The sequence below is a fragment of the Roseibium aggregatum genome (assembly GCF_017309185.1).
Lineage (GTDB): Bacteria > Pseudomonadota > Alphaproteobacteria > Rhizobiales > Stappiaceae > Roseibium > Roseibium aggregatum_B.
On sequence record NZ_JAEKJZ010000008.1, the window covers coordinates 17,434 to 38,986 of the forward strand.

The window sequence follows — 21,553 nt, forward strand, 5'->3', positions numbered from 1 at the left end:
GGCGGGTTCCTTTGTCTCTTAAAGCCGCAAGTCGCGGGCCAGTTGCAACGCGTCGTCGGACAGGATCATCACATGTTCCTGCATTGCCTTTTCCGCGATTTCGGGCTGCCGCTCGGCCAGAGCCCTGGCGATCTGCGCATGTTCGGACTGACTGTCTTGCTTGCGGCCCGGGTGAAACGTGATCTGCCGCCGGTAGGGCGCCAGGCGTTTGTCGACCGCTGTTATCTGATCAATCAGCATGAGGTTGTTGGCGGCCGTCCAAATGGCTCTGTGAAACACGCCGTTGGCATCGAAATATGCCTTCGCATCGCCGGAGACTGCCAGTTCTTCGCATGTGTCATGCGCGGCTATGATGGCTGCCAATTGCTCATCCGTTGCACGGGTGGCCGCGAGCTTGGCCGCAAACCCCTCAAGGGCGGAGATGACCTCGAACAATTCGATGATCTGCGCCATGTTGGGACGGCTGACCCGCGCTCCCGAACGGGGCTGGATCGTGACCAGATCGATTGCAGCCAGCTTGCGCAAGGCCTCACGGATGGGCGTGCGAGAGGTTGAAAGCCGCTCGGCCAGCTCCTCTTCGTCCAACCGGTCTCCGGGGCGGTAGAGCCCGTCAATAATGTCCTGCTCGATCTGCAATTCGACGATCGCACTGAGAGTTCGGCCCTTCTGTTTTGCCAGGCCCTGGGCAACTTCTGATGCTTGTTTGCTCATTTTCTCGGCAGATTTTCCGCGTTCTGCATAATTTTGCATATCTTGCGATAATTGATTTTGTATCTCTTGTATACTAGAGCTACAGATACTGGTCAATTAATTATGCAGCGAGATTGGACACACACCCTCACATTTCCACCTCGAAAGGAGACCTCCCTTGAAATTGATAAAAACACTGGCCTTTGCCGCGATGCTGAACGCCCTCCCGACCCATGGGATGGCGCAGTCTTTTCCTGAAGGCCCGATTACCTGGGTGGTCAATTGGCCTGCGGGCGGTGGGCAAGACACCACCAGCCGGCTGGTTGCCGAGCGTCTTAGCGGCGTTCTGGGGGTGCCGATCGTCGTCGAGAATTATGACGGTGCCGGCGGCCTGACCGGCATGCGGGAACTGGCCGGAGCCGATGCCGATGGCTACACGATAGGGATGCTGGGATCGTCGAGCGTAATCCAGCAATACACCACCGATGAACCTGTGATGATGGACCAACTCGAGGTGCTGTCTTTCTTTGGTCCGGATCCTGGCGCGCTGACAGTGGGCGCCGACACACCCTATAAAACGCTGGATGAGTATATCGCTGCGGTAAAGGAAGCCCCGGGCGATGTGCCCAACGGAAACGATCCCCCGGGCGGCGCCTCCTATATTTCCGCGGCGATCATGGAGTCTGCCCTGGGGCTTGAGCTGAACAAAGTGCCTTATGGAGGCTATGCCCCGACGGTCACGGCACTGTTGGGCGGAGAGGTCGAAAGCGCCACCGTACCTGTACCCCAGGTCCTGGAACATGCCGCGGCTGGAGATGTGCGAATTCTGGGCGTCATGGCCGGCTCGCGGCATTTTCTGGCACCCGAGATCCCGACATTTGCCGATCAGGGCTATGAGGTTTTCGCGGGAGATTTCCGGGCTGTCGTTGCCCCGGCGGGTCTGCCGGAAGACGTCGCGAAAATACTGTCCGACGCGTTGGTAGAGGTGCTTTCCTCGGAGGAATTCGTCGCGGCGGCCAATGCGGCAGGTTACATGATCGAACCGCTTGGCGCCGAAGCGGCCAGCGCCCGGATCTCGGCATTCGATGAGCAGGTCTACCCTGTGCTTCAGGAGGCGGGGCTTGTCACCAACCCCAAATAAAGATCAGCAACCCGACCCGCGTGAGAGCCTTAACGATCTTATTGCGGGCGGGCTGTGCCTCATCCTGTCGTTCGGCTTGGCAATTTATCATACCGCCCAGGCCGGGCGCCTGCATGAAGATTTCGGACGCGACCCCGGCCCCGCCTTTTTGCCGGTCATATTGTTGATTGCCCTGGGGCTCTCCGGGGTGGCGCTTACACTACGGGGCGGACTCGGGATGTGGCGCCGGCGCCCGCCTGAAATGGCTGCTTCGCTCTTCTCGCTCTGGCCCGCCGCAGCGGCCATTGCCATTCTCGTTACATTCCTGCCGCTGCGCGCGTTGTTCGGAGCCGCCACTGCGCTGATCGTCATCGGCGCGGCCCTGGCTCTTCTCGCGGGCCGAACAGAAACCTCCAGGTGGCCAGTCACCGCTGCGACAGGCGCCCTTGTCGGGCTGGGGCTTTTCGGCGTGTTTCGCTTCGGGCTCTCGGTACCGCTATGATCCACGATCTCTTCACGACAATCCTCGCAGATCTGTTCAACCCGTACAGTCTGTTCCTGGCACTGACCGGGGTTGTCCTCGGGCTCGTCTTCGGGGCTTTGCCGGGCGTAAGCTCGACCATGGCATTGGCCGTTATGCTCCCCTTCACCTACGGGATGGAAACCCCGGCGGCGATGACCCTCATGCTCGCGGTGTTTTTCTCCAGCGTCTATGCCGGATCCGTCTCCGCCATTCTGCTGAATATTCCCGGAACACCCGGCGCGATGATCACCTTGCTGGACGGGCACAGCATGGCGCGCAAAGGCAAAGCCGCCGAGGCCATGGCCTATGCGCTGATTGCTTCAATTTTCGGCGGCATCATCGGATGGGTAATCCTCGTGCTGCTGGCGCCGGTGATAGCCAATTACGCGCTCAAATTCGGTTCGGCCGAATATGCAGCGGTCGTGTTCTTCGGCTTGGCGCTGGTGGCTTATGCATCGTCGGGCGACACACTTCGCGGGCTCGCCGCCGGAGCAATCGGACTTATCGTCGGCCTGGTCGGACGAGACAAGATTACCGATGTGCCTCGGTTCACCTTCGGAACTGCGGATTTGCAGGGTGGAATCGATATCATTCCACTTGCGATCGGGCTCTTTGGTATCGCCGAGGTCCTGTCGTTGCTGACCCGGTCTGACGACGACGCGAGCCAGGTTCCCGAAAGCCCGGCGCGAACCTGGCCCAAATGGACGGCGCTCAGGCAAGAGTTTCCGACGGCGCTGCGGGGTTCCGTCATTGGCACGTTTGTGGGAGCTATTCCCGCAGCGGGCTCGGCGATCGCAGTGGCGCTTGCCTATGCTTGCGAAAAGCGCCTGTCGAAAAAACCCGAGACATTCGGCACCGGTATTCCGCGCGGTATTGTGGCCCCGGAAGCTGCGAACAATGCCTGTGTCGGCGGCGCCCTGATCCCGATGATGACACTGGGGATCCCGGGCGACAGCATAACGGCGGTCTTGATCGGCGTCCTGTTGCTGCATGGCTTGCGGCCAGGACCGGGCCTTTTTGAAAACCAGCCAGACCTGATTATCACCATCTATGGCGCTCTGTTTGTCGCGATCCTACTGACGGCCCTCGTTGCCGGCGCCATCGGCATTCCGGTCTATCGCAAGATTTTGGCAATCCCTCAGAGACTATTGACCGCGGGCGTACTGATCCTGTGCCTTCTGGGCGCCTTTTCCGTGCGCAACGCGGCTATTGACGTGTGGGTGGCGATTTTCTTCGGTGCGGTTGGCTTCAGCTTCATCAGGTTGAACATCCCGGTGTTGCCGTTGGCGTTCGGCGCGGTGCTTGGCCCGCTTCTGGAGGAAAATCTGCGTCGCACGCTGCTCATTCATCGGGATATCTCTGTCTTTTTCGATCGTCCGATTTCCTGTGTGCTGATTATGGTCTCGCTCGCAATTCTGGTCTTGCCGGCGTTGTTTTCCCTGATCTCGAAATTGCGGACCGTGCGGCAGAAGACTTCGTCAGGCGTGTAACGACGAAACGATCCGTTGGAATTAAACCAGCCTTGAATTCCAAGGTCCCGAAGACCAAAGGAACAAAGCGGCTCGTGCCTGGCTGGACCTATCCTGGATCAAACACCTAGGGTCTGTGGGGAACGGACCCTAGTGCGGGGAGCGGACCGCCCAGCCGGCGAAGATCTTCTCGAGACCGACGACAACGTAGTAAAGGACGATGCCGAGCACCGCCAGGGCAATCAGGACCGCGAACATGAGCGGGTAGTCGGAGTTGATCTTGCCGCTGTCGAACAGCGCCCCCAGGCCGCGGCCATGCGGGCTGACGATCTCCATCAGGTTGGTTCCGATGAAGGCCAGCGTGACGGAAACCTTCAATGCCCCGAAGAACTCGGGCAATGTTTTCGGCAGGGCGATCTTCCAGAAGATCGTGGTTTGCGAGGCGCCCAGGGACCTGAGGATATCGCGGTATTCAGGCTCCAGTGTGGACAGACCGATCGACACGGAAACGGCGATCGGGAAGAAGGAAATCATGAAGGCGATCAGGATCGTGTTGAAGTCATGCATGCCGACGAACATGAGCGCCACGATGGGAACGACCGTCGCCTTTGGAATGGCGTTGAAGCCGACCAGAAGGGGATAGAGCGCTTCGCGCATGGTGCGCGAGAAGCCCATGATCATGCCGAAGGCCATGCCGACGATCACGGCCAGCAACAGGCCGACGACCGTGCGCCACAACGTCTGCCAGCCCATCACGAGGAACAATTGCCAGTAGCGCGTATAGGCGGGCCAAAGGTCGCTGGGAGACGCCATCTTGTAGTTGGGCCAGCCGTTGAGCCAGACCAGTGCCTCCCAGAGGGCCAGAAACACCAGCATTGCGATAAACGGAACGGCCACGTTGCGCAGTCGTCGCATCATGACGCAGCCTCCTCCGGAACGCGGCCCTGGGCGATCTCGATCTGGTGCCGCAGGATCGACAGCCGTTCGGCCGCTTCCGCGGTGTAAAGGTCTTCCAGGTTTGCGGGCGCCGAACGGTCGATGTTCATGACATATTGCGTGCGCGCGGGACGTCCGGACAGCACAATGACCTGGTCGCCCAGAAAGATGGATTCGCGGAGATCGTGGGTGATCAACACCCCCGTGAAGGGCTCTTTCGCCTTCAGGTCATGCATGGTCTGCCAAAGGTCCTCGCGCGTGAAGGCGTCCAGCGCCCCGAAGGGCTCGTCCAGGATCAGAACCTCGGGCTGGTGCACCAGCGCCCGGCACAGGGACGCGCGCTGGCGCATGCCGCCCGACAACTCCGACGGCCGCTTGTCCTCGAACCCCTCCAGGCCGACAAGGGACAGAAGATGGCGCGCGCGGTCGACAGCGGCCTTGCCCTTCAGACCGTTGGGGACGATTTCCAGGGGCAGCATGACGTTCTTCAGGATTGTCCGCCATTCGAGCAGCACCGGGTTCTGAAACGCCATTCCGACGGTCGACCTCGGCCCGCGCACCTGTTTGCCGTGGAGCCAGACCTCGCCTTCGTCGGGACGCATCAGGCCGGCGATGAGCCGGGTCAAGGTCGACTTGCCGCAGCCGGAGGGGCCGACGACGGCGCAGAAGCCGCCTTCTTCGACGGAAACCTCGAGACCGTCCAGAACTGGCAATGGGCCAGCCGCCGTCGCGTAGGCATGGCGCACGCCTTTTATTTCAATCAGTGCTGTCATGACACCCTTGATGGTGGTGGGGGCAGCTCGCCCCCACGGCCTTATTATTTCAGGGGAAATCCGCCCTCAGGCAGATAGGCGTCCGTGAAATAGAGGCTGGCGTCCGGATCGTTCTGGAAGTCATAGACCAGGCCGATCTGCTCGATGGCGCTGGCCATGCGGTCCGCATCGATGCCGCCCATGCCGTTCGCCATCGTGTAATCCGTGACGACATTGGCGTCGATCGACAGTTCCAGACGGCGCTGCTCAAGCGCCGCGTCGGCTGCCGGGTTGCGCTTGACGAGGGACGGAATGACGGCCGCCGGATCGGCAATCGCGTCTTTCCAGCCCATGGCGACGGCTTCCAGGAAGCCCTTGACGACTTCCGGGTTCTTGGCGGCGTAGTCCGTGTTGACGATCACGGCGTTGCCGTAAAGGTCGAGCCCGTGGTCTGCCATCAGGATGGTGGAAATATCCTCTTCCGGGACGCCCAGGCGAACAAGGTTCAGATAAGAGCTGAAGGAGTAGCCGGTAACGGAAGCGACATTGCCCTCGGCCAGCATCGGCTCACGGGTCGGGAACCCGACCGGCTCGACCTTGATGTCGTCCATGTTGATGTCGTTTTCGGCGGCGAAAATCGGAAACTGCGCCCACGCGCCGTCCGGCGGCGGTGCGCCCAGAACCTTGCCGGCGAGGTCGCCCGGACCTTCGACACCGAGAGACTTGCGGCCGATGACCGCGAAGGGCGGCTTGTCGTAGACCATCATGGCCGCGATCACGGGCGCGCCCGGGTTCTGATCCAGGAACTTGATCAGGCTGTTGATGTCGGCGAAGCCGACGGGAAACGCGCCGGTCGCCACTTTCGGAATGGCGTCCAGGGAGCCGGATCCGGCGGTGATTTCGACGTTCAGGCCCTTTGCGTCAAAGTGGCCGTTGTCGATCGCAGCAAAATACGGAGCGGCGGGACCTTCAAATTTCCAGTCCAGCGCAAAGGAAACATCCGTCTTGTCGCTCGCAGCCGCAGCCGTCGCTCCGAAAGCCACGAGTGCCGCCGCAACGATCTTGCCGTAAAACATATAAACCTCCAGTCGCCTCATCGGCGCAGCCTATCCGCCGCGCTCATTCTCAGTTGCACAAGCATGGCACGTTAGTGAGCGAATCCACTTTTTGCAAATCTTTTTGGCAGGTATACTTTTTGTGCATGTCCTTGGGGAAAGGCACGTCTGCACCAGTCAACTCCGTCAAACGCACGTTGGCGGTCGATGCACCGCGAAGGGTGGTCGTCTTACAAACCGAGAGCCTGGCAACAGACGGGTTCCGCGCGAACGGCCAGACCGAACCCTAACGGGCATCGCCTTTCATCTGAGCCTTGAGCGCCGACGCGATCGCCTCCGTGTTGTTTTCGCCCCAGCGACACATGGGGACCATCGCTTCAACCAGGCTTTGACCGAAGGGGGAAAGCATATAATCCACGCGTGGCGGTATCTCGTGGTAGTCGGTCCGCACGATCACCCCGTGCGCCTCGAGTTCCTTCAGGTGCTGGATCAGCATCTTGTCGCTGACGCCCCGCACGTCGCGTTTGAGTTCGCCGTAGCGTTTCGGTCCCTTACCCAGAAAAAACAGGATCAGCGGTTTCCACTTGCCGCTGACGATACGCAGCGTTGCGTCGAGGCCACAGATGAAGGGAGCCGGTTCGGAGGTTTCTTCGGTCATTTACGGGTACTTACCAAAAGGTGCATACTTGTGAAAGAGAAACCACTTCTTAGCTTGAGATCACCCTCAGGAAAAGGAGTTTGACCCATGGGTAAACTGGAAAGCAAGACAGCGGTTATCACCGGTGGCGCAAGCGGCATCGGCCTGGCGACGGCAAAGCGGTTCATCGCCGAAGGCGCGTTCGTTTATATCTTCGGCCGGCGGCAGGACACCCTCGACGCGGCCCTGGCGGAGCTTGGCGCAAACGCGCGCGCCATCCGTGGCGACACCACCGATATGGATGACCTCGACCATCTCTTCGAAACCGTAAAAGCCGAAAAAGGCGGCCTCGACATCCTGTTCGCCAATGCCGGTGTCGGCGACTTCGCACCGCTTGGACAGATCACGCCCGAACACCTGTCGTGGACGTTCGACATCAACGTCAAGGGCACGCTGTTCACGGTGCAGAAAGCGCTCCCGCTTTTCAAGACCGGCGGATCGATCATTCTGACAGGATCGACCGTCGGTGTGACCGGGACGCCCGCAATGAGCGTCTACAGCGCTTCAAAAGCGGCCGTCCGTAACCTCGCCCGAAGCTGGGCACTGGACCTCAAGGGCACTGACATCCGCGTGAACGTCCTCTCCCCAGGGGCGACAGAAACGCAGAAGGTCATGGATCTCTTCGCACAGACCGGCATGGAGGACGACATTGTCACCGGGTTCAGGAATGAAACACCTTTGGGCCGGATGGGCGATCCATCCGAAACCGCCGCCGTGGCGGCCTTTCTCGCCTCCGACGACAGCAGCTACATGACCGGCGGCGAGATTTTCGTCGACGGCGGTTACGCCCAGGTCTGAGACGTTCCGGGACGCCGCGCGACAGCCCCCAGCAGGGCTCTTCTTGCGGCGTTTCCCGATTTTCAAGTGACAGCGGTGGTGTCCGCAGCCTCAGCCCCGCTTCTGCCCGACGAACCGCCCCGCTCCTTCCGGCATCGGCAAGGCCTCATGCGCCTTCGTGAAATCCGCCAGCTTCGCGGCGACGTCCGGCTCCGGCTCGCAGGTGCTGCGGGAGTTGAGGTCGACGTGGATCTGAAGGGTTTCCATGGTGGCGGCGAGCTTGCCGTCGCCGTCCTCGATGAAATGAAAGAGATGCATCTTCTTGCCCGCGCCGCTCAGAAGCTGGGTGCGGACGATCAGGCGCTCGCCGGCCTTCAGCTCATCGAGGTTGCGGATATGGGTTTCGGCGGTAAAGTAGCTCTTGCCGGAAGCGATATAGTCCGCGTCGGCGCCGATCAGCTCCATGAAGCGGTCGGTCGCGGCCGAAGCGGCCTCGAGATAGTGGGTCTCGTTCATGTGGCCGTTGTAGTCGGTCCAGGTCTGGGGGATCTGGCGGTCGACGGTCACCGGAAGCTCCACCGCCTCGGGCATCGGCAGGGAGGCCTCGTGGGCGGTAATCACGCCGCCCGCACCGCTGCCGCTTTTTTTCAGGGCGCGCATCATGCCGACGAGATTGTCGTCCCGCAGGCGTTCGAGTTCGCGGATCGAACGGTGGCCGGACTGATCGTCGGACTGGCCCGCGATCAGGTCGACCAGCTCGTCGGTGAACTCCGGCACGTCCATCAGCTTGGTCCAGGGCCAGGTGAGACAGGGGCCGAACTGGGCCATGAAATGCTTCATGCCGGCCTCGCCGCCGGCGATGCGATAGGTCTCGAAGAGACCCATCTGCGCCCAGCGCAGGCCGAAGCCCATGCGGATGGCCTCGTCGATTTCCTCCGTCGTGGCGACGCCGTCCTTGACCAGCCAGAGCGCCTCGCGCCAGACGGCCTCCAGAAAGCGGTCGGCGATATGGGCGTCGATTTCCTTGCGCACGGTGAGCGGGAACATGCCGATGGTGCGCAGGACCTCCGCCGCGCGGGCGGTCTCCGAAGCTTCGCCGACCAGTTCCACCAGCGGCAGCAGATAGACCGGGTTGAACGGATGGGCGACGACGGCGCGCCCGCCTTGCGCATTCAGCTCCGACGGCTTGAAGCCCGAAGTCGAGGAACCGATAACCGCTTTTTCCGGGGCAAGCCGGTTCAGGTCGGCGTAGACCTTGTGCTTCAGGTCGAGCCGTTCGGGAACGCTTTCCTGGATCCAGTCCGCGCCTTCGACGGTGGCTTCCAGGGTGTCGTGAAAGGTGAGGCTGCCTTCCGACGGCAGGTGCCGGTCGTAAAGAGACGGCAGGCTGCGGCGGGCGTTGGCGATCACCTCGCCGATCTTGCGTTCGGCTTCCGGGTCCGGGTCGAAGACCGCGACGTCCCAGCCGTTCAGGAGGAACCGCGCGGCCCAGCCGCCGCCGATCACGCCGCCACCGATAATGCTTGCTTTTCCGGTCATGGTGCGAGTGTCTCCGTGTGGCCGTCGATGGCCAGAATCTGTCCGGATATCCGGGCGCCGGCCTGCGAGGCCAGGAAGTGAATGGTGCCGGCGACCTCCTCGGCGGTTACCCAGGTCTTGAGCGAAACGCCCTGAACGTAGGAGGCGCGGATGACCTCCTCGCTCTCGCCGCGCGCCGCCGCCTCGATGGCGACGACCCGGTCCATACGCGGGCCTTCCACCGCGCCGGGACAGACCGCGTTGACGCGGATGCCGTGAGAGCCGAGTTCCATGGCCAGCGTCTTGGTCAGGCCGACGATGGCCCATTTGGCGGAAGCGTAGGGTGAGCGGAACGGATAGCCGTAAAGGCCCGCCGTAGAGGAGGTCAACACGATAAGACCGCTGCCCTGAGCCTTCATCACCCGGGCCGCCCAGCGGCAGGTCAGAAAAGACCCATGGACGTTGGTTTCCAGACAGCGCTGCCACTCGGCATAGTCCAGCGTTTCGATCGCGCCTGCCGGGCCGCTTGTCCCGGCATTGGAGCAGACCACGTCCACGCCTTCCCAGGCCTGTTCCACCCCGGCCAGAAACCGGTCCATGTCCGCTTCCAACGTGACATCGGCCACGGCGGCGATGGCCTGCGGATGAGCGGCGGAGAACGCCGCGACCGCTTCCGGATCGGCGTCGCAAACCGCGACCCTGTCGCCATCGGCGAGAAAGCGCTCGGCGATGGCGCGGCCAATGCCCGCGGCACCCGCGGTGATCAGAACCCTGCGGCTCACGCTCACGCTCCTTGCGCGGCCGGCGCGCGCTTGGTCAGACCCAGTTTCTCGCGCACGGCTTCAGGGCCCGCGATCCTGGCGCCCAGGCCCTCGACGATGCCGACGGCCTTTTCAACCAGTTGCGCGTTGGTGGCGAGCACGCCCTTTTCCAGGAAGAGATTGTCCTCCAGGCCGACGCGGACGTTGCCGCCGGCCAGAACCGCGGCGGCGGCGTAAGGCATCTGGTCGCGGCCGAGGCTGAAGGCGGACCATGTCCAGTCGTTGGGGATGTTGTTGACCATCGCCATAAAGGTGTTCAGGTCGTTGGGTGCGCCCCACGGCACGCCCATGCAAAGCTGCACGAGCGCGGGCGAGGCAAGCGTGCCTTCCTTGACGAGTTCCTTGGCGAACCACAGATGGCCGGTGTCGAAGGCCTCGATCTCCGGCATGACGCCGAGTTCGGTCATCATGGAACCCATGGCGCGCAGCATGCCCGGCGTATTGGTCATGACATAGTCGGCCTCGGCGAAATTCATCGTGCCGCAGTCGAGCGTACAGATCTCCGGCAGGCACTCGCGGATATGCGCCATGCGTTCCGTGGCCCCCACCATGTCGGTGCCGTTTTCATTGACCGGCAGAGGCGCCTCGGTGGAGCCGAAGGTGATGTCGCCGCCCATGCCGGCGGTGAGGTTCAGCACCACGTCGACATCGGCGGAGCGGATACGGTCGGTCACTTCCCGGTAGTATTCGACCTTGCGCGACGCAACGCCTGTCTCGGGATCCCGGACATGGCAATGGACAATCGCCGCACCCGCCTTGGCGGCGTCAATCGCGCTGTCGGCGATTTCCCTGGGGCTGCGTGGCACATGCGGCGAGCGGTCCTGCGTGCCGCCGGAGCCGGTGATGGCGCAGGTGATGAAGACGTCGCGGTTCATATTCAATGGCATATTATTCTCCTAGCGGCCTTTCCAGACCGGATCGCGTTTTTCGGCGAAGGCCTTGGCGCCCTCGAGCTGGTCTTCGGAGCGGTAGAGGCGCTCGACGGTGGCGAACTGGCTCTTGGTGATGCGATTCATGGCGTCCTGGAACTTCATGTCCTCCGCCTCGCGCACCACTTCCTTGATCGCGGCATAGACCAGCGGCGGGCCGGAGGCGAGCAGCTCCGCCAGCTTCCAGGCCTCGGCCATCAGGTCCGATCCGGGATAGACGTGATTGACGAGGCCCCAGCGGGCGGCTTCCTCCACGTCGATCCAGCGTCCGGTCAGAAGCATTTCCATGGCGATGTGATAGGGGATACGCTTGGGCAGCTTGACGGTGGCGGCATCCGCGACGGTGCCGGAGCGGATCTCGGGCAGCGCGAAAGTGGCGTGGTCCGCCGCCAGGATGATGTCGGCGGAGAGCGCCAACTCCAGACCGCCGCCGCAGCAAATGCCGTTGACGGCGGCGATCACCGGCTTGTTGAGGCCGCGAAGCTCCTGCAGGCCGCCGAAGCCACCCTTGCCGTAATCGCCATCGACCGCGTCGCCCTCGGACGCGGCTTTCAGGTCCCAGCCGGGGCAGAAGAATTTTTCACCGGCACCCGTGACGATGGCCACGCGCACCTCCGGATCGTCCCGGAACTCGGTAAAGACCTCACCCATGATCCGGCTGGTCACCAGATCGATGGCGTTGGCCTTCGGCCGATCGAGCGTGACCTCCAGAATCGGTCCCTCGCGCCGGGTTTTGACCGGGTTATCCGTCATGTTCTTCTCCCCATCTGATCAATGCGTCCGCGGCCACGGCGAAATCCGGGCCGCAGAGCAGAGGATTGACTTCTATTTCCGCCACGTTGCCGCGCAGGACACAGGCCTGCACCGCCATGACGGCATCGACTATCTTTTCCATGTCGGCGGCCGGTCTTCCCCGGTAGCCACCGAGCACCGGCGCCAGCCGCAATTCGCCGAGCGCGGCCTTCACCTGCTCCCGGGAGACGGGAACGAGCAGCGACGCACAGTCGGTCAGAAGTTCCGTCAGGACGCCGCCCGCCGCAAGGGTCAGGACATATCCGTGGGCCGGATCTCGAACCACGCCGATCAATATCTCGGCGAGCGCGCCCGTCACCATCTCTTCCACGAGGAAGCGGGTCTCCGGCATCCGGGCCGCCGCCGCCCTGACCTCGTCCGCCGAACGGAGGTTCAAGGCAACCGCACCGATGTCGGATTTATGCGCCGACCCCGTTCCCTTCAAAACCACGGGATAACCGATTTCGTCCGCCGTTGCGGCAGCCGCGTCGGCGCCTTCGGCCAGGCTGCTTTTCGGTATGCTCAGCCCGAATTCGCTCAACACCGCCTTCGCCGCATGTTCGCTCAGAAGCGTAGGCTCCGCAGGAGCCTCGGCGAAAAAGATCTCTTCTTCCGGTAACGGCCCGGCAATCGCCGCAACGGCCTCGATGGCCGCGAGCGCCTCGTCCAGACCGGCAAGGGGGATGAGGCCGCGCGCCATGAGATCGACGGCGATGGATTCCGGCATCGTTTCGCCAAGCGTGCTGACGACCGCGACCGGCTTGCCGCTCGTCCTTTGGGCTGCCTCCGCCGCATCGATCACCTTGAACCAGTCCTCGAACGTGCAGCGGTCGGGGCGCGGAAAATCGAGGATGACGATGCCGAGCGAGGCCTCACCCGCCATCATGGCCGCAACCATACGGGCCGTGGCCTCGGCGTCGCCCCAGATATAGGTGTGGTAGTCGAGCGGATTGGCGAGCGCGACCTTGGGACCGAGCACGTCCGCCAGTCTTTCCTTCTGGGTGCTGCTCAAGGGCGGAAAACTCAGCTTGCGGTGATGGGCCATATCGGCGATCAGGCTGGCCTCGCCACCGGAGCAGGAGACCGAGACGAGCTTTCCGTCCGGCAGTCCTCCCGTCACATGCAGGATCTTCAGCGTTTCGAGCAGGGCCGGCAGGCTGTGCACCTGGGCGACGCCCAGCCGTGTCATCAAAGCGTCCGATCCGGCGGTGCTGCCGGCCAGCGAGGCGGTGTGGGAAATGGCGGCGGCCTGGGCCTGCTCGGACTTGCCGACCTTCAGCGCGACGACCGGCTTGCCCTTCCTTCGGGCTTCACGGGCGAAGCGCTCGAAGGCCTTGAGGTCGTCGATCCCCTCGATATGAAGGCCGATGGCCGTGATCCGCTCGTCCTCCAGCAGCGCTTCACCGATCTTCGACAGGCCGGTCTGGGCCTGGTTGCCGACTGTCACGAGACAGGCAATCGGCAGGCCGCGCGTCTGCATGGTCAGATTGAGCGCGATGTTGGAGGATTGCGACAGGATCGCCACGCCGCGCGGCACGCCGAGAAGTCCGTGCCGGTCCGGCCAGATCGCGGCGCCGTTGGTGGCGTTGAGGAGGCCGTAGCAGTTGGGTCCGAGAAACGGCATGTCGCCGGCGGCTTCCACCAGTTCGGCCTGCAGGTCGCCACCGTCGGCCAGCTCGGCGATCGCCTCACGAAAGCCGGACGCGAAGCAGATCGCCCCGCCCGCGCCGGCTTCAGCCAGTTCACGCACGATCTCCACCGTGGCGTGCCTGTTGACGCCGATAAAGGCGGCATCGGGGACGTATGGCAGCTCCCGGACCGAGCGATAGGCCGGAACGCCGCCGAAGTCCTGTCGTTTCGGATGGACCGCCCAGAGGTCGCCCTCGAAGCCAAACTTACGGCATTCCCGGAGCACGTTCTCGCACCAGGCGCCGCCGCCGATCACGGCGATGGATTTGGGCCTGAGCAGCCGGTCGAGCGGGCGCATGGCTCAGGCTCCCAGCGGGCGGAAGAGGTCGCGGCTGATGATATGGCGCTGGATTTCGCTGGTGCCGTCCCAGATCCGCTCCACACGGGCGTCCCGCCAGAAGCGCTCGATGGGAAAATCGTCCATCAGCCCCATGCCGCCGTGGATCTGGAGTGTGGTGTCGGTGACGCGGGCGAGCATCTCGGTGGCGTAGACCTTGGCGCTGGCGATTTCCCGGTTGGCGGGCAGGCCCTGGTCCAGGCGCCAGGCCCCGGCAAGCGTCAGCCAGTCGGCCGCGTCGATTTCCGTAATCATGTCGGCGACCTGGAAACTCACCCCCTGGAACCGGGCGATGGGCTGGCCGAACTGCTTCCGCTCGGCGGCATAGGACAGCGCGTGGTCGAAACAGCGACGCGCCCGGCCGACGCTCATCGCGGCAACCGTCAGCCGGGTGGCGTAGAGCCATTCGTTCATGACCTCGAAGCCGCCGTCGACCTCGCCGAGCACCTGCGCGTCGGAAAGACGGCACTGGTCGAAATAAAGAATGCAGTTCTTGTAGCCCCGATGGCTGACGGAGTTGTAGCCGTCGCGCACCTCAAAACCCGGGGTGCCCCGGTCCACCAGAAAACAGGTGATCCGCTTCTTCGGGCCCTTCGGCGTCTCATCGACGCCGGTCGCGACGAAAACGATGAAGAAATCCGCGTGTTCCGCTCCGGAGATGAAATGCTTCGATCCGGAAATCACCCAGTCCCCGCCGTCGCGGACGGCCTGGCACTTCATGCCGCGCACGTCGGAACCGGCATCCGGCTCGGTCATGGCCAGCGCATCCATCTTCTCGCCCCTGACGGCCGGCAGAAGATAGCGCTCACGCTGCTCGTCGTTGCAGGCCATCAGGATGTTCTGCGGCCGGCCGAAGAAGTGATTGAGCGCCATGGAACCGCGCCCGAGTTCGCGCTCCACCAGGGTGAAGTCCAGATGGCTGAGCCCGGCGCCGCCGACCTCCTCGGGGAAGTTGCAGGCATAGAAGCCGAGATCGATGCATTTTTGCTTGATCTCCTCGCCGAGTTCCGGCGGCACCTGGCCGGTCTTCTCCACCATCTGCTCGTGGGGATAGATCTCGTTTTCAACGAAGGCCCGGACCGTCGAAACGATCATTTCCTGTTCTTCGCTCAAGCCAAAATGCATCGTGCGCTTCCTCTTGCCTGGTCGCCGGGAGCATGTGACAAGGGCCTTCGGATAACCATGCCGTTTTGGATCAAAATCATGCAGTTTTCGGAAAATTCGCGAGCGACCCAGAAAATCTCCGTGCTGCTGTTCGAGGCCTTTTCCAACCACTGCCTCGCCAACACCATAGAGCCCTTCCGCGCCGCCAACGCAATCGCCAGGCAGCCGCTCTATGCCTGGGAGATCTTCAGCCTGGACGGCGGAACGGTATGTTCGTCCAGCGGCTTGCCGATCGAGACCGGATCGCTGAGCGCGGCGCAGCCCGGCGGCGACTTCCTGTTCCTTATTCCGAGCTACCATTACGCGGACTATGCGACACCCCGGATGAGCCGGTCGCTCAGGGCCGCCCGCACGCGCTTCAAGACCCTCGTCGGCATGGACGCCGGATCGTGGCTCCTGGCCGCCGCCGGGCTGCTCGACGGCCGCAGGGCGACCATTCACTGGGACGAGTTCCGCGCCTTTTCGGAAACCTTTCCCCATGTGGACGCCGTCGAGGACCGCTTTGTCATCGAACCCGATCTGGCAAGCTGCGGTGGTGCATCCACGGCCATCGAGCTCACGCTTGAACTGATCAAGCGCCGGCACAGCCCGATGTTCGCCCTGGAGGTTGCCGCCCTGTTCATGCACGGCGACCGGCTCGACCTGCACGACCCGATCCAGCGGCTGACCTCCGACGCACTGGTGCGCAACGCCACCGCCCTGATGCGCCGCTCCATCGAGACACCGCTCCCCATTCCGGACGTGGCCCGCCGGCTGAAGGTGGATCAGAAGGTTCTGGAGGAATGCTTCCGGAAGGACATGCGCATGACCCCACTCGCCGTCTACAAGGCCATCCGCCTGCGCGAGGCACGCCGGCTGGTGGAACTGACGCGGCTCAGCATCGCCGAAATCGCGGAACGCTGCGGCTACCGGAACGCCAGCGCGATGACGCGGGCCTACCGTCAGGAGTTTGGCGTGGCGCCGAGGGGGCACCGGGGGCGGGGGTAAGGATGGAGCCCGTGGCTGGGCAGCGACCGCGAAGAGGGCCGGATGGAAAACTGCGCCGATCTCCCCGGAAAACCCATGCCCCGGGGAGATCGGCCTGACTCGCTTTATTCGGCCCGGCGACCGGTTTCGTTCAGTTGCTTGTCGAGTTCGATGTCGAACTGCTTGCCGCCCTTGCAGATCACGTCATCGAGTTCGTAACCGTCCTCAGTGACCTCGATGTCATCCGGCGCCATCTGACACTCCATGGCGGTGAGTTTCGCCATGATCGCGGCTTCGGTCTCCGCGCTGACTTCTTCGTCTCCGCTGCCCGCCGCATAGGCGGCGACCGAAAAGGCCAGCGTTGCGGCGATAGCGACTATCCCTGTCTTCATTGAAAAAACCTCCCGTTATTGAATGTTGAATGTGACCTTTTGGGAGTCACCTGTTGACCCCGGAATTCTCAGCACATGGCTGCCGGGCTTGATGGCGACGAACGACAGTTCAGCCGTGCCCGCGGCATCGAACTCGAGACTGTCCACCGCCATGGGCCGAACTTCGATCTGGTTGATAACGATCTCGTTCATCCAGATGGCGCGAAAGAAATCGGGGCCGGAAATCGCAAGTTCAGCCGATCCGTCCGCGGTGATCATGAGCTTGTAATAGGCGCCCGACTGAAGGGTGTAGGTCCCTTTTTCCGACAGCGGCTTGCCCGACGCCAGTGTCAGTTCGATCGGCTCCCCCCGGTTACAGGCGGCCAGCAGCCCCGCAAAACCAAGATTGTCGCAAAGGGGTGCTGCCGAGGCCGTCATTGGCGCCGCAAGACCCGTCAGAAGAACGGCGGCACATATCGATTTCATCAAGATTTCTCTCCCCATCATTTATTAATTCTATTAATTCGGCTGCACGACGACGCCCCAAGGCTGTTGTCCCACCTGAATGGATTTGATGGCCTCCTGCGCTTCGACATCGATCACGGTGATGTCGTTGGAGTTTCCGTTCGTCGTGAGCAGGTATTTCTCGTCCGGCGTGAAGGCGAGTTGCCAGACACGCTGGCCAACGATGATGTATTTCTCGACTTCATTGGTTTCTGCGTTCACCACCGCAACCCGGTTTGCCGGTCCAAGCGCCACAAACAGCCATTTCCCGTCCGCGGTGATCTTGGCCCCGACGGGCTGCAGCCATTCGGGCAACACTCCCGGGACTTCGAACCTGATCTTGTGCGTGATACCCGGCGTCCCCTCCTCATCGAACTCGATGACACTGACCGTACCGCCGATTTCCGCGGTTACGAAGAGCTTTTTTCCGTCCGCTGAAAACTGCGCGTAGCGGGGGCGCTGGTCGACCAGCACGTTGTGCTTGATCAGGTAGTCCTCGGTGGAGATGAAATGCGCCATGTTCGTCGTCTCCGACGTATTCACGACCCACTTCCCGTCGGGACTGATGCCCATGCCCTCGGGTTCGACACCGACCGGCACCTCGGCAATGACCGAGTGGTTTTCCGTGTCGGTCACGGTCACGAGGTTGTCGTCCTCGTTGGCGATATAAAGGGGATTGCCCGAGGGATTGAGAATGAAGAGTTCCGGATCCGGCCCTGACGGCAACGTGTAAAGCTGCTCGTAGGTTTCGGTATCGAAGACACGCACGGTATCGTCGTCGGACGCGCAGACGTAGAGCAGTTTTCCGTCCGGACTGATCGTTATTCCCCGCGGCCGGTTCCCCGCCGGAAACTCGTTCAGAACCTCCCAGGAGCCGCTGTCGATGACAGTGACGGTGTTTCCTCTTTCGTTGCTGACGAAAACCTTGTTGGCCCAGGCCGGCGAGGCGAGCAGCACGGAAAGGCAGACGGTCGCGAGCAGGCGTCCGGTCATCGGGTACTCCTTATTGAAATTCCTTGCATTGGGATTCCGGAGCGTCGAGCCCCAGCGTGTCGAGAACCGAAGCCTGGTGCAGGAAACCCTCCTGCGGAGAGACGCTCACGGTCATGCGGCCATTGGACAGCAGGATCGGCTGACGGACCTGACCGTTCCAGGGGCGCACGGTCACCGGCACGCCCTTGAAGGCAGCCAGTTCGAATTCCTCGGAGAGAATATAATCCCGCAAGGCCGCGGCATCGCCCTGCCCGGTCCGCGTCACGGCTTCACCAAGGATCCTGAGCGCGAGCCAGGTCTGGTAGTCTTCCTCCCCCATGTGCCTCCCGGCGAGTTTCTCAAACCGGCGCTGCATCTGGGTCGCGCCCCAGCTTTCGTGGGTCGGAGCCCAGGTGACCGGACGCAGGCCCGCCGCCCCGGCGACAGGCGCGGCATCCCAGGTATGATAGGGAAGGTATTCGGCGAAAACGTCACTTGCGTCGGCGGCGACGACCACATCGTGCCCGGATGACTTCTGGGTGAAGGTCGGGATCTGGCGCTGAACCAGCACATGCCCGGAATCGGAGACCCGCGATCCGCCGGTATCCTGAAACGTGCGTTCTTCAACGATTTGCGCGCCGAACTTTTCCGCCGCCTTGCGGTAGGCCTCGGCCAGACGAAGGTCCTTCTCGTTCGAACCACCGATCAGAAACCAATCCGTCCACCGCTTCCAGACCAGAAACTGGCTGACCGCGTCCGCACGCATGGCATCGCTTGGCGCGACGTGAACCACGTTCGCCCGGCAGTTTTCGGACCGCAGCGAAGTATCTCCGGACCGCGCATTGAGCAGGAGCGCATCGTCAGGCGCCGCGTCGGCCAGGGCGTTCAGGTCGTCGGCCCCGGCCAGGACGACAATCAGCCGGTATCCGGCATCAACCAGGGCCTGGAACTCGGCAAGCGCGTTTTCCGGGGTGGCGGCCACCGTCCTGGTTTCGAATGTGTGTCCGAGGAAACGACCGGTGGTATTGTTGTCCTCCGTCGCCAGCTCGGCACCGGCGAACGCCCGGTCCTCCTCTGGAAGATCGAGCCGGGAAAGGGGAAGGAGCGCGGGATAATCGATCCGAAGGACGGCGGCCTGAATCTCTGATGCCGCGGCAGGGAGTGTCGCCACAAACATCATAAGGATGGAAGATACAAGCCTCAGTCCCAGGCATTGCGGCCTGCTTACCAGACGTCTCGGGCGTATGGCCGAATGTTCGATGTCCCCCACTCCTTCCCAACATTTCACCGCCATGAAGCTAGCACCCGCTCAGCGCGCCGTGCCTCCCAAAAGCTCACGGGAACATTCGGCAATCCGGTTGCCGAATGTTCCCAAATTCCCTTCTCTGATCGACGGACGCCGTTTCTGGCGCTACCATCGCGCGATGACGTAGGGGGGAAAACGGTCGTGTTCGCACGAATGCATCTGCAAAATCAGGTCGTCCTGAGCTTATGCCTGGTTCACATGGTCGCGCTGACCCTGACAACGGCGCTCCTCGTAACAAATGCAAGAGACGCCGTTGAGCTCGAAATCAGATCGGGCGCGAAAAGCGCGAGAGCGCTTGTCCTTTCGTCCCTGGGTTACGCGCTGCAGCAATCTTCCCCGTCAAACGTCCTGCCCAGTCTTGCCGAGACCCTGGTGAAACCCCGGCATGTCGAGATCGCACTCGTTGACGCACGCAGGGGCGTTCTGCCGCTCAGGGATATGGACAAGGCGGAAGCCCCCGATGCCGCGCCCGCCTGGTTCGCGCGGCTGGTGACGCCCGGGCTGAGGGAAACGCGAATTCCGGTCGAGGCGAACGGCACGCTTCACGGCTATGTTTCCCTGACGACAGCGCCCGGCGACGAGATTGCCGAAGTCTGGCACGACGTTTCGGGCATCTTCTGGATTGTTGCCGGCACCGCGCTGGTTTCCGCGCTGACCATGGTGGCGCTGATCAGGCGCACGTTACGCCCCCTGGACATGATGCGCCTGGCCCTTGCCAAACTCGGTGGCGGACATCAGTCCGTCAGACTGGGACACAGCGCCTGTGCGGATCTTGTGCCGATCTTTCAGGGATTTGACGACCTCTCCGAAGCCCTGGAGACAGCGGAGGCGGACCGGGCGCGATTGAACCGCCGCATCGTGGAGCTTGGAGACGCGGAACGGCGCACAATCGCCATGGAGCTGCACGACGAGTTCGGCCCCTGTCTGTTCGGCCTGAAGGTGAAGGCCTCCGCGATCGCACGGACAGCTGCAAGAAACGACGATCCCGACCTGGGCCAGGATGCGGCGGCGATCCAGTCGATCGTCGCCCAGATTCAGGCCTCGAACAGCCGGCTTCTGACAACGCTCAGACCCATGACGATCGGCCAACTGCCGCTTGTCGATGCCCTGGCCGATCTGTTCCAGGCGTTCCGAAAAACCCATCCCGCTGTCGGCTGGCGGGTGGACCTGCCGGATGCCCTGCCGGAGACACAGGAGATCGTCGACCTGACCGTCTACCGTTTCTTCCAGGAAGGCGTGACCAATGCCCTTCGCCACGGCAGCCCCACCCAAATCCTTGTGTCTCTGGGTCAGAAAACATCCGGCACCGGCACCATTCTGGTGCTGCAGGTGGAAGATGACGGCTCGGGCATGAGCGACAACACAAGCGAAGGACGGGGCCTCACCGCGATGCGTGACCGGATCAATGCCGTGGGCGGCAAGCTGATCATTGAAAAAACGGAGAGCGGCGGAACGAGACTGCTGTCCAGGGTTCCGCTGCTGTTATCTTCCGACACCCGGGAAGACCTGCAGGAGGCATCATGAAATCGGCTCTCGTCGTTGACGACCACCCGGTGACCCATCTGGGATGCAGCCAGCTTCTTCGCGAACTGGACTACGATCCGGTCGTGCGTGCCCTGACGGACCAGGAAGCCCTGGCCCAGGCCAAGTCGCACGCCCCCGGCCTGATCGTTCTCGATCTCGGCATGCCGGGTCTGGGAGGGCTGAACCTGATCGATCCCCTGTTGCGCCTGGCGCCGGATGCACGGATCCTGATCTTCTCGATGAACGAACAGGCTGCCTTCGTCACCAAGGCGCTGGCCGCAGGAGCGTCCGGTTACCTGCCCAAGAACTCGGGACCGGAAGATTTCCTCGAGGCGGTTCGGACGCTGGAAGCGGGGAAGATCTATCTTGCCCATGACATGGCCGTCGCCGTCGCCACCACCCGGATCGGTGGCCACGCCGACCCGCTGTCGATGCTGACGGACCGGGAGCATCAGGTTCTGCGCCTGCTGGGACAGGGAAAAGACCTTCAGTCGATCGCCGATGCGCTCCGGGTCAGCTACAAGACCGCGGCCAACGCCTCCTCCGCGATCAAGAAGAAACTCGGCACCAGGAGCACAACGGAACTGATCCGCTACGCGATTTCCGCCGGCGTGGTCAGTTAGGGCGTCAGGCATCCATTT

At 62.6% G+C, this 21,553-nt stretch carries 22 protein-coding genes; 7 read left to right on the forward strand and 15 right to left on the reverse strand.

From position 1 onward, the window contains the following. Positions 1 to 18: 18 nt before the first annotated feature. Positions 19 to 807 carry a GntR family transcriptional regulator gene (locus JF539_RS25580; RefSeq protein ID WP_207143959.1) on the reverse strand — a complete coding sequence of 263 codons (789 nt, stop codon included), beginning with the start codon at positions 805 to 807 and terminating at the stop codon, positions 19 to 21. A gap of 61 nt (positions 808 to 868) precedes the next feature. On the opposite strand from JF539_RS25580, the gene JF539_RS25585 reads away from it, so the two are divergent. The 3 genes from JF539_RS25585 to JF539_RS25595 are packed head-to-tail and all read left to right on the forward strand — an operon-like array spanning position 869 to position 3,823. Continuing rightward, the gene (locus JF539_RS25585; RefSeq protein WP_207143961.1) at positions 869 to 1,831 is read left to right on the forward strand and encodes a Bug family tripartite tricarboxylate transporter substrate binding protein; all 963 of its coding nucleotides are present in this window, start codon (positions 869 to 871) and stop codon (positions 1,829 to 1,831) included. Next, entirely contained in the window at positions 1,812 to 2,312 is a 501-nt protein-coding gene (locus JF539_RS25590; RefSeq protein WP_207143963.1) for a tripartite tricarboxylate transporter TctB family protein, read from the forward strand. Before JF539_RS25585 ends, JF539_RS25590 begins: the two co-directional genes overlap by 20 nt. After that, positions 2,309 to 3,823 carry a tripartite tricarboxylate transporter permease gene (locus JF539_RS25595; RefSeq protein WP_207143965.1) on the forward strand — a complete coding sequence of 505 codons (1,515 nt, stop codon included), beginning with the start codon at positions 2,309 to 2,311 and terminating at the stop codon, positions 3,821 to 3,823. Before JF539_RS25590 ends, JF539_RS25595 begins: the two co-directional genes overlap by 4 nt. 129 nt (positions 3,824 to 3,952) lie before the next feature. Here the strand turns inward: JF539_RS25595 and JF539_RS25600 are convergent, their stop codons facing one another. The 4 genes from JF539_RS25600 to JF539_RS25615 form a co-directional block, all read right to left on the reverse strand. Next, entirely contained in the window at positions 3,953 to 4,720 is a 768-nt protein-coding gene (locus JF539_RS25600) for an ABC transporter permease (protein ID WP_209017603.1), read from the reverse strand. Then, complete coding sequence (locus JF539_RS25605) at positions 4,717 to 5,511, reverse strand: ABC transporter ATP-binding protein (protein ID WP_207143968.1); 795 nt, start codon at positions 5,509 to 5,511, stop codon at positions 4,717 to 4,719. The genes JF539_RS25600 and JF539_RS25605 overlap by 4 nt, the downstream gene beginning before the upstream one ends. A gap of 44 nt (positions 5,512 to 5,555) precedes the next feature. Beyond that, positions 5,556 to 6,566 (reverse strand): ABC transporter substrate-binding protein, encoded by a 1,011-nt coding sequence (locus JF539_RS25610; RefSeq protein WP_207143969.1) that lies wholly within the window; start codon positions 6,564 to 6,566, stop codon positions 5,556 to 5,558. A gap of 265 nt (positions 6,567 to 6,831) precedes the next feature. Beyond that, on the reverse strand, positions 6,832 to 7,203 hold the full coding sequence (locus JF539_RS25615; RefSeq protein WP_207143970.1) for a winged helix-turn-helix transcriptional regulator: 372 nt from the start codon (positions 7,201 to 7,203) through the stop codon (positions 6,832 to 6,834). 87 nt (positions 7,204 to 7,290) lie between these two features. Between JF539_RS25615 and JF539_RS25620 the strand changes: the two genes are divergently transcribed. Beyond that, a complete protein-coding gene (locus JF539_RS25620) occupies positions 7,291 to 8,040 on the forward strand; it encodes an SDR family NAD(P)-dependent oxidoreductase (protein WP_207143971.1) in 750 nt (249 codons plus the stop codon). A 90-nt stretch (positions 8,041 to 8,130) separates the two neighbouring features. On the opposite strand, the gene JF539_RS25625 is transcribed toward JF539_RS25620, so the two are convergent. The 6 genes from JF539_RS25625 to JF539_RS25650 are packed head-to-tail and all read right to left on the reverse strand — an operon-like array spanning position 8,131 to position 15,230. Continuing rightward, the gene (locus tag JF539_RS25625; RefSeq protein WP_207143973.1) at positions 8,131 to 9,558 is read right to left on the reverse strand and encodes a carnitine 3-dehydrogenase; all 1,428 of its coding nucleotides are present in this window, start codon (positions 9,556 to 9,558) and stop codon (positions 8,131 to 8,133) included. Continuing rightward, positions 9,555 to 10,319 (reverse strand): SDR family oxidoreductase, encoded by a 765-nt coding sequence (locus JF539_RS25630; protein WP_207143975.1) that lies wholly within the window; start codon positions 10,317 to 10,319, stop codon positions 9,555 to 9,557. Before JF539_RS25630 ends, JF539_RS25625 begins: the two co-directional genes overlap by 4 nt. A 2-nt stretch (positions 10,320 to 10,321) precedes the next feature. Further along, positions 10,322 to 11,245: a 3-keto-5-aminohexanoate cleavage protein gene (locus JF539_RS25635; protein WP_207143977.1), complete on the reverse strand. Its 924-nt coding sequence runs from the start codon at positions 11,243 to 11,245 to the stop codon at positions 10,322 to 10,324. Positions 11,246 to 11,254: 9 nt separating this feature from the next. Beyond that, positions 11,255 to 12,040: a carnitinyl-CoA dehydratase gene (locus JF539_RS25640; protein WP_207143979.1), complete on the reverse strand. Its 786-nt coding sequence runs from the start codon at positions 12,038 to 12,040 to the stop codon at positions 11,255 to 11,257. Beyond that, positions 12,030 to 14,066 (reverse strand): acetate--CoA ligase family protein, encoded by a 2,037-nt coding sequence (locus JF539_RS25645; protein WP_207143980.1) that lies wholly within the window; start codon positions 14,064 to 14,066, stop codon positions 12,030 to 12,032. Before JF539_RS25645 ends, JF539_RS25640 begins: the two co-directional genes overlap by 11 nt. A gap of 3 nt (positions 14,067 to 14,069) precedes the next feature. Next, a complete protein-coding gene (locus JF539_RS25650) occupies positions 14,070 to 15,230 on the reverse strand; it encodes an acyl-CoA dehydrogenase family protein (protein WP_207143982.1) in 1,161 nt (386 codons plus the stop codon). A 78-nt stretch (positions 15,231 to 15,308) separates the two neighbouring features. Here JF539_RS25650 and JF539_RS25655 point away from each other — a divergent pair, with 78 nt between their 5' ends. After that, positions 15,309 to 16,256 carry a GlxA family transcriptional regulator gene (locus tag JF539_RS25655; RefSeq protein WP_207143984.1) on the forward strand — a complete coding sequence of 316 codons (948 nt, stop codon included), beginning with the start codon at positions 15,309 to 15,311 and terminating at the stop codon, positions 16,254 to 16,256. 104 nt (positions 16,257 to 16,360) lie between these two features. Here JF539_RS25655 and JF539_RS25660 read toward each other — a convergent pair whose 3' ends face one another. The 4 genes from JF539_RS25660 to JF539_RS25675 are packed head-to-tail and all read right to left on the reverse strand — an operon-like array spanning position 16,361 to position 19,259. After that, on the reverse strand, positions 16,361 to 16,627 hold the full coding sequence (locus tag JF539_RS25660) for a PepSY domain-containing protein (RefSeq protein ID WP_207143986.1): 267 nt from the start codon (positions 16,625 to 16,627) through the stop codon (positions 16,361 to 16,363). Between the two features lie 15 nt (positions 16,628 to 16,642). Further along, a complete protein-coding gene (locus JF539_RS25665; protein ID WP_207143988.1) occupies positions 16,643 to 17,092 on the reverse strand; it encodes a hypothetical protein in 450 nt (149 codons plus the stop codon). 33 nt (positions 17,093 to 17,125) lie between these two features. Further along, positions 17,126 to 18,103, reverse strand: a complete 978-nt coding sequence (locus JF539_RS25670; RefSeq protein ID WP_207143990.1) for a YVTN family beta-propeller repeat protein — start codon at positions 18,101 to 18,103, stop codon at positions 17,126 to 17,128. A 10-nt stretch (positions 18,104 to 18,113) separates the two neighbouring features. Then, positions 18,114 to 19,259: an ABC transporter substrate-binding protein gene (locus tag JF539_RS25675; protein ID WP_236042680.1), complete on the reverse strand. Its 1,146-nt coding sequence runs from the start codon at positions 19,257 to 19,259 to the stop codon at positions 18,114 to 18,116. 270 nt (positions 19,260 to 19,529) lie between these two features. Between JF539_RS25675 and JF539_RS25680 the strand changes: the two genes are divergently transcribed. Together JF539_RS25680 and JF539_RS25685 are read left to right on the forward strand one after the other, a co-directional pair. Beyond that, positions 19,530 to 20,912: a histidine kinase gene (locus JF539_RS25680; protein WP_207143992.1), complete on the forward strand. Its 1,383-nt coding sequence runs from the start codon at positions 19,530 to 19,532 to the stop codon at positions 20,910 to 20,912. Continuing rightward, positions 20,909 to 21,535, forward strand: a complete 627-nt coding sequence (locus JF539_RS25685) for a response regulator transcription factor (protein ID WP_207143994.1) — start codon at positions 20,909 to 20,911, stop codon at positions 21,533 to 21,535. Before JF539_RS25680 ends, JF539_RS25685 begins: the two co-directional genes overlap by 4 nt. The last annotated feature ends 18 nt before the right edge of the window (positions 21,536 to 21,553 follow it).

Coding starts and splice junctions, on each gene's coding strand:
- JF539_RS25595 (WP_207143965.1), top strand. CDS start 2,309: ATGATCCACGATCTCTTCACGACAATCCTCGCAGATCTGTTCAACCCG.
- JF539_RS25600 (WP_209017603.1), bottom strand. CDS start 4,720: ATGATGCGACGACTGCGCAACGTGGCCGTTCCGTTTATCGCAATGCTG.
- JF539_RS25605 (WP_207143968.1), bottom strand. CDS start 5,511: ATGACAGCACTGATTGAAATAAAAGGCGTGCGCCATGCCTACGCGACG.
- JF539_RS25610 (WP_207143969.1), bottom strand. CDS start 6,566: ATGTTTTACGGCAAGATCGTTGCGGCGGCACTCGTGGCTTTCGGAGCG.
- JF539_RS25615 (WP_207143970.1), bottom strand. CDS start 7,203: ATGACCGAAGAAACCTCCGAACCGGCTCCCTTCATCTGTGGCCTCGAC.
- JF539_RS25620 (WP_207143971.1), top strand. CDS start 7,291: ATGGGTAAACTGGAAAGCAAGACAGCGGTTATCACCGGTGGCGCAAGC.
- JF539_RS25625 (WP_207143973.1), bottom strand. CDS start 9,558: ATGACCGGAAAAGCAAGCATTATCGGTGGCGGCGTGATCGGCGGCGGC.
- JF539_RS25635 (WP_207143977.1), bottom strand. CDS start 11,245: ATGCCATTGAATATGAACCGCGACGTCTTCATCACCTGCGCCATCACC.
- JF539_RS25640 (WP_207143979.1), bottom strand. CDS start 12,040: ATGACGGATAACCCGGTCAAAACCCGGCGCGAGGGACCGATTCTGGAG.
- JF539_RS25645 (WP_207143980.1), bottom strand. CDS start 14,066: ATGCGCCCGCTCGACCGGCTGCTCAGGCCCAAATCCATCGCCGTGATC.
- JF539_RS25650 (WP_207143982.1), bottom strand. CDS start 15,230: ATGCATTTTGGCTTGAGCGAAGAACAGGAAATGATCGTTTCGACGGTC.
- JF539_RS25655 (WP_207143984.1), top strand. CDS start 15,309: ATGCAGTTTTCGGAAAATTCGCGAGCGACCCAGAAAATCTCCGTGCTG.
- JF539_RS25660 (WP_207143986.1), bottom strand. CDS start 16,627: ATGAAGACAGGGATAGTCGCTATCGCCGCAACGCTGGCCTTTTCGGTC.
- JF539_RS25665 (WP_207143988.1), bottom strand. CDS start 17,092: ATGAAATCGATATGTGCCGCCGTTCTTCTGACGGGTCTTGCGGCGCCA.
- JF539_RS25670 (WP_207143990.1), bottom strand. CDS start 18,103: ATGACCGGACGCCTGCTCGCGACCGTCTGCCTTTCCGTGCTGCTCGCC.
- JF539_RS25675 (WP_236042680.1), bottom strand. CDS start 19,259: ATGTTTGTGGCGACACTCCCTGCCGCGGCATCAGAGATTCAGGCCGCC.
- JF539_RS25685 (WP_207143994.1), top strand. CDS start 20,909: ATGAAATCGGCTCTCGTCGTTGACGACCACCCGGTGACCCATCTGGGA.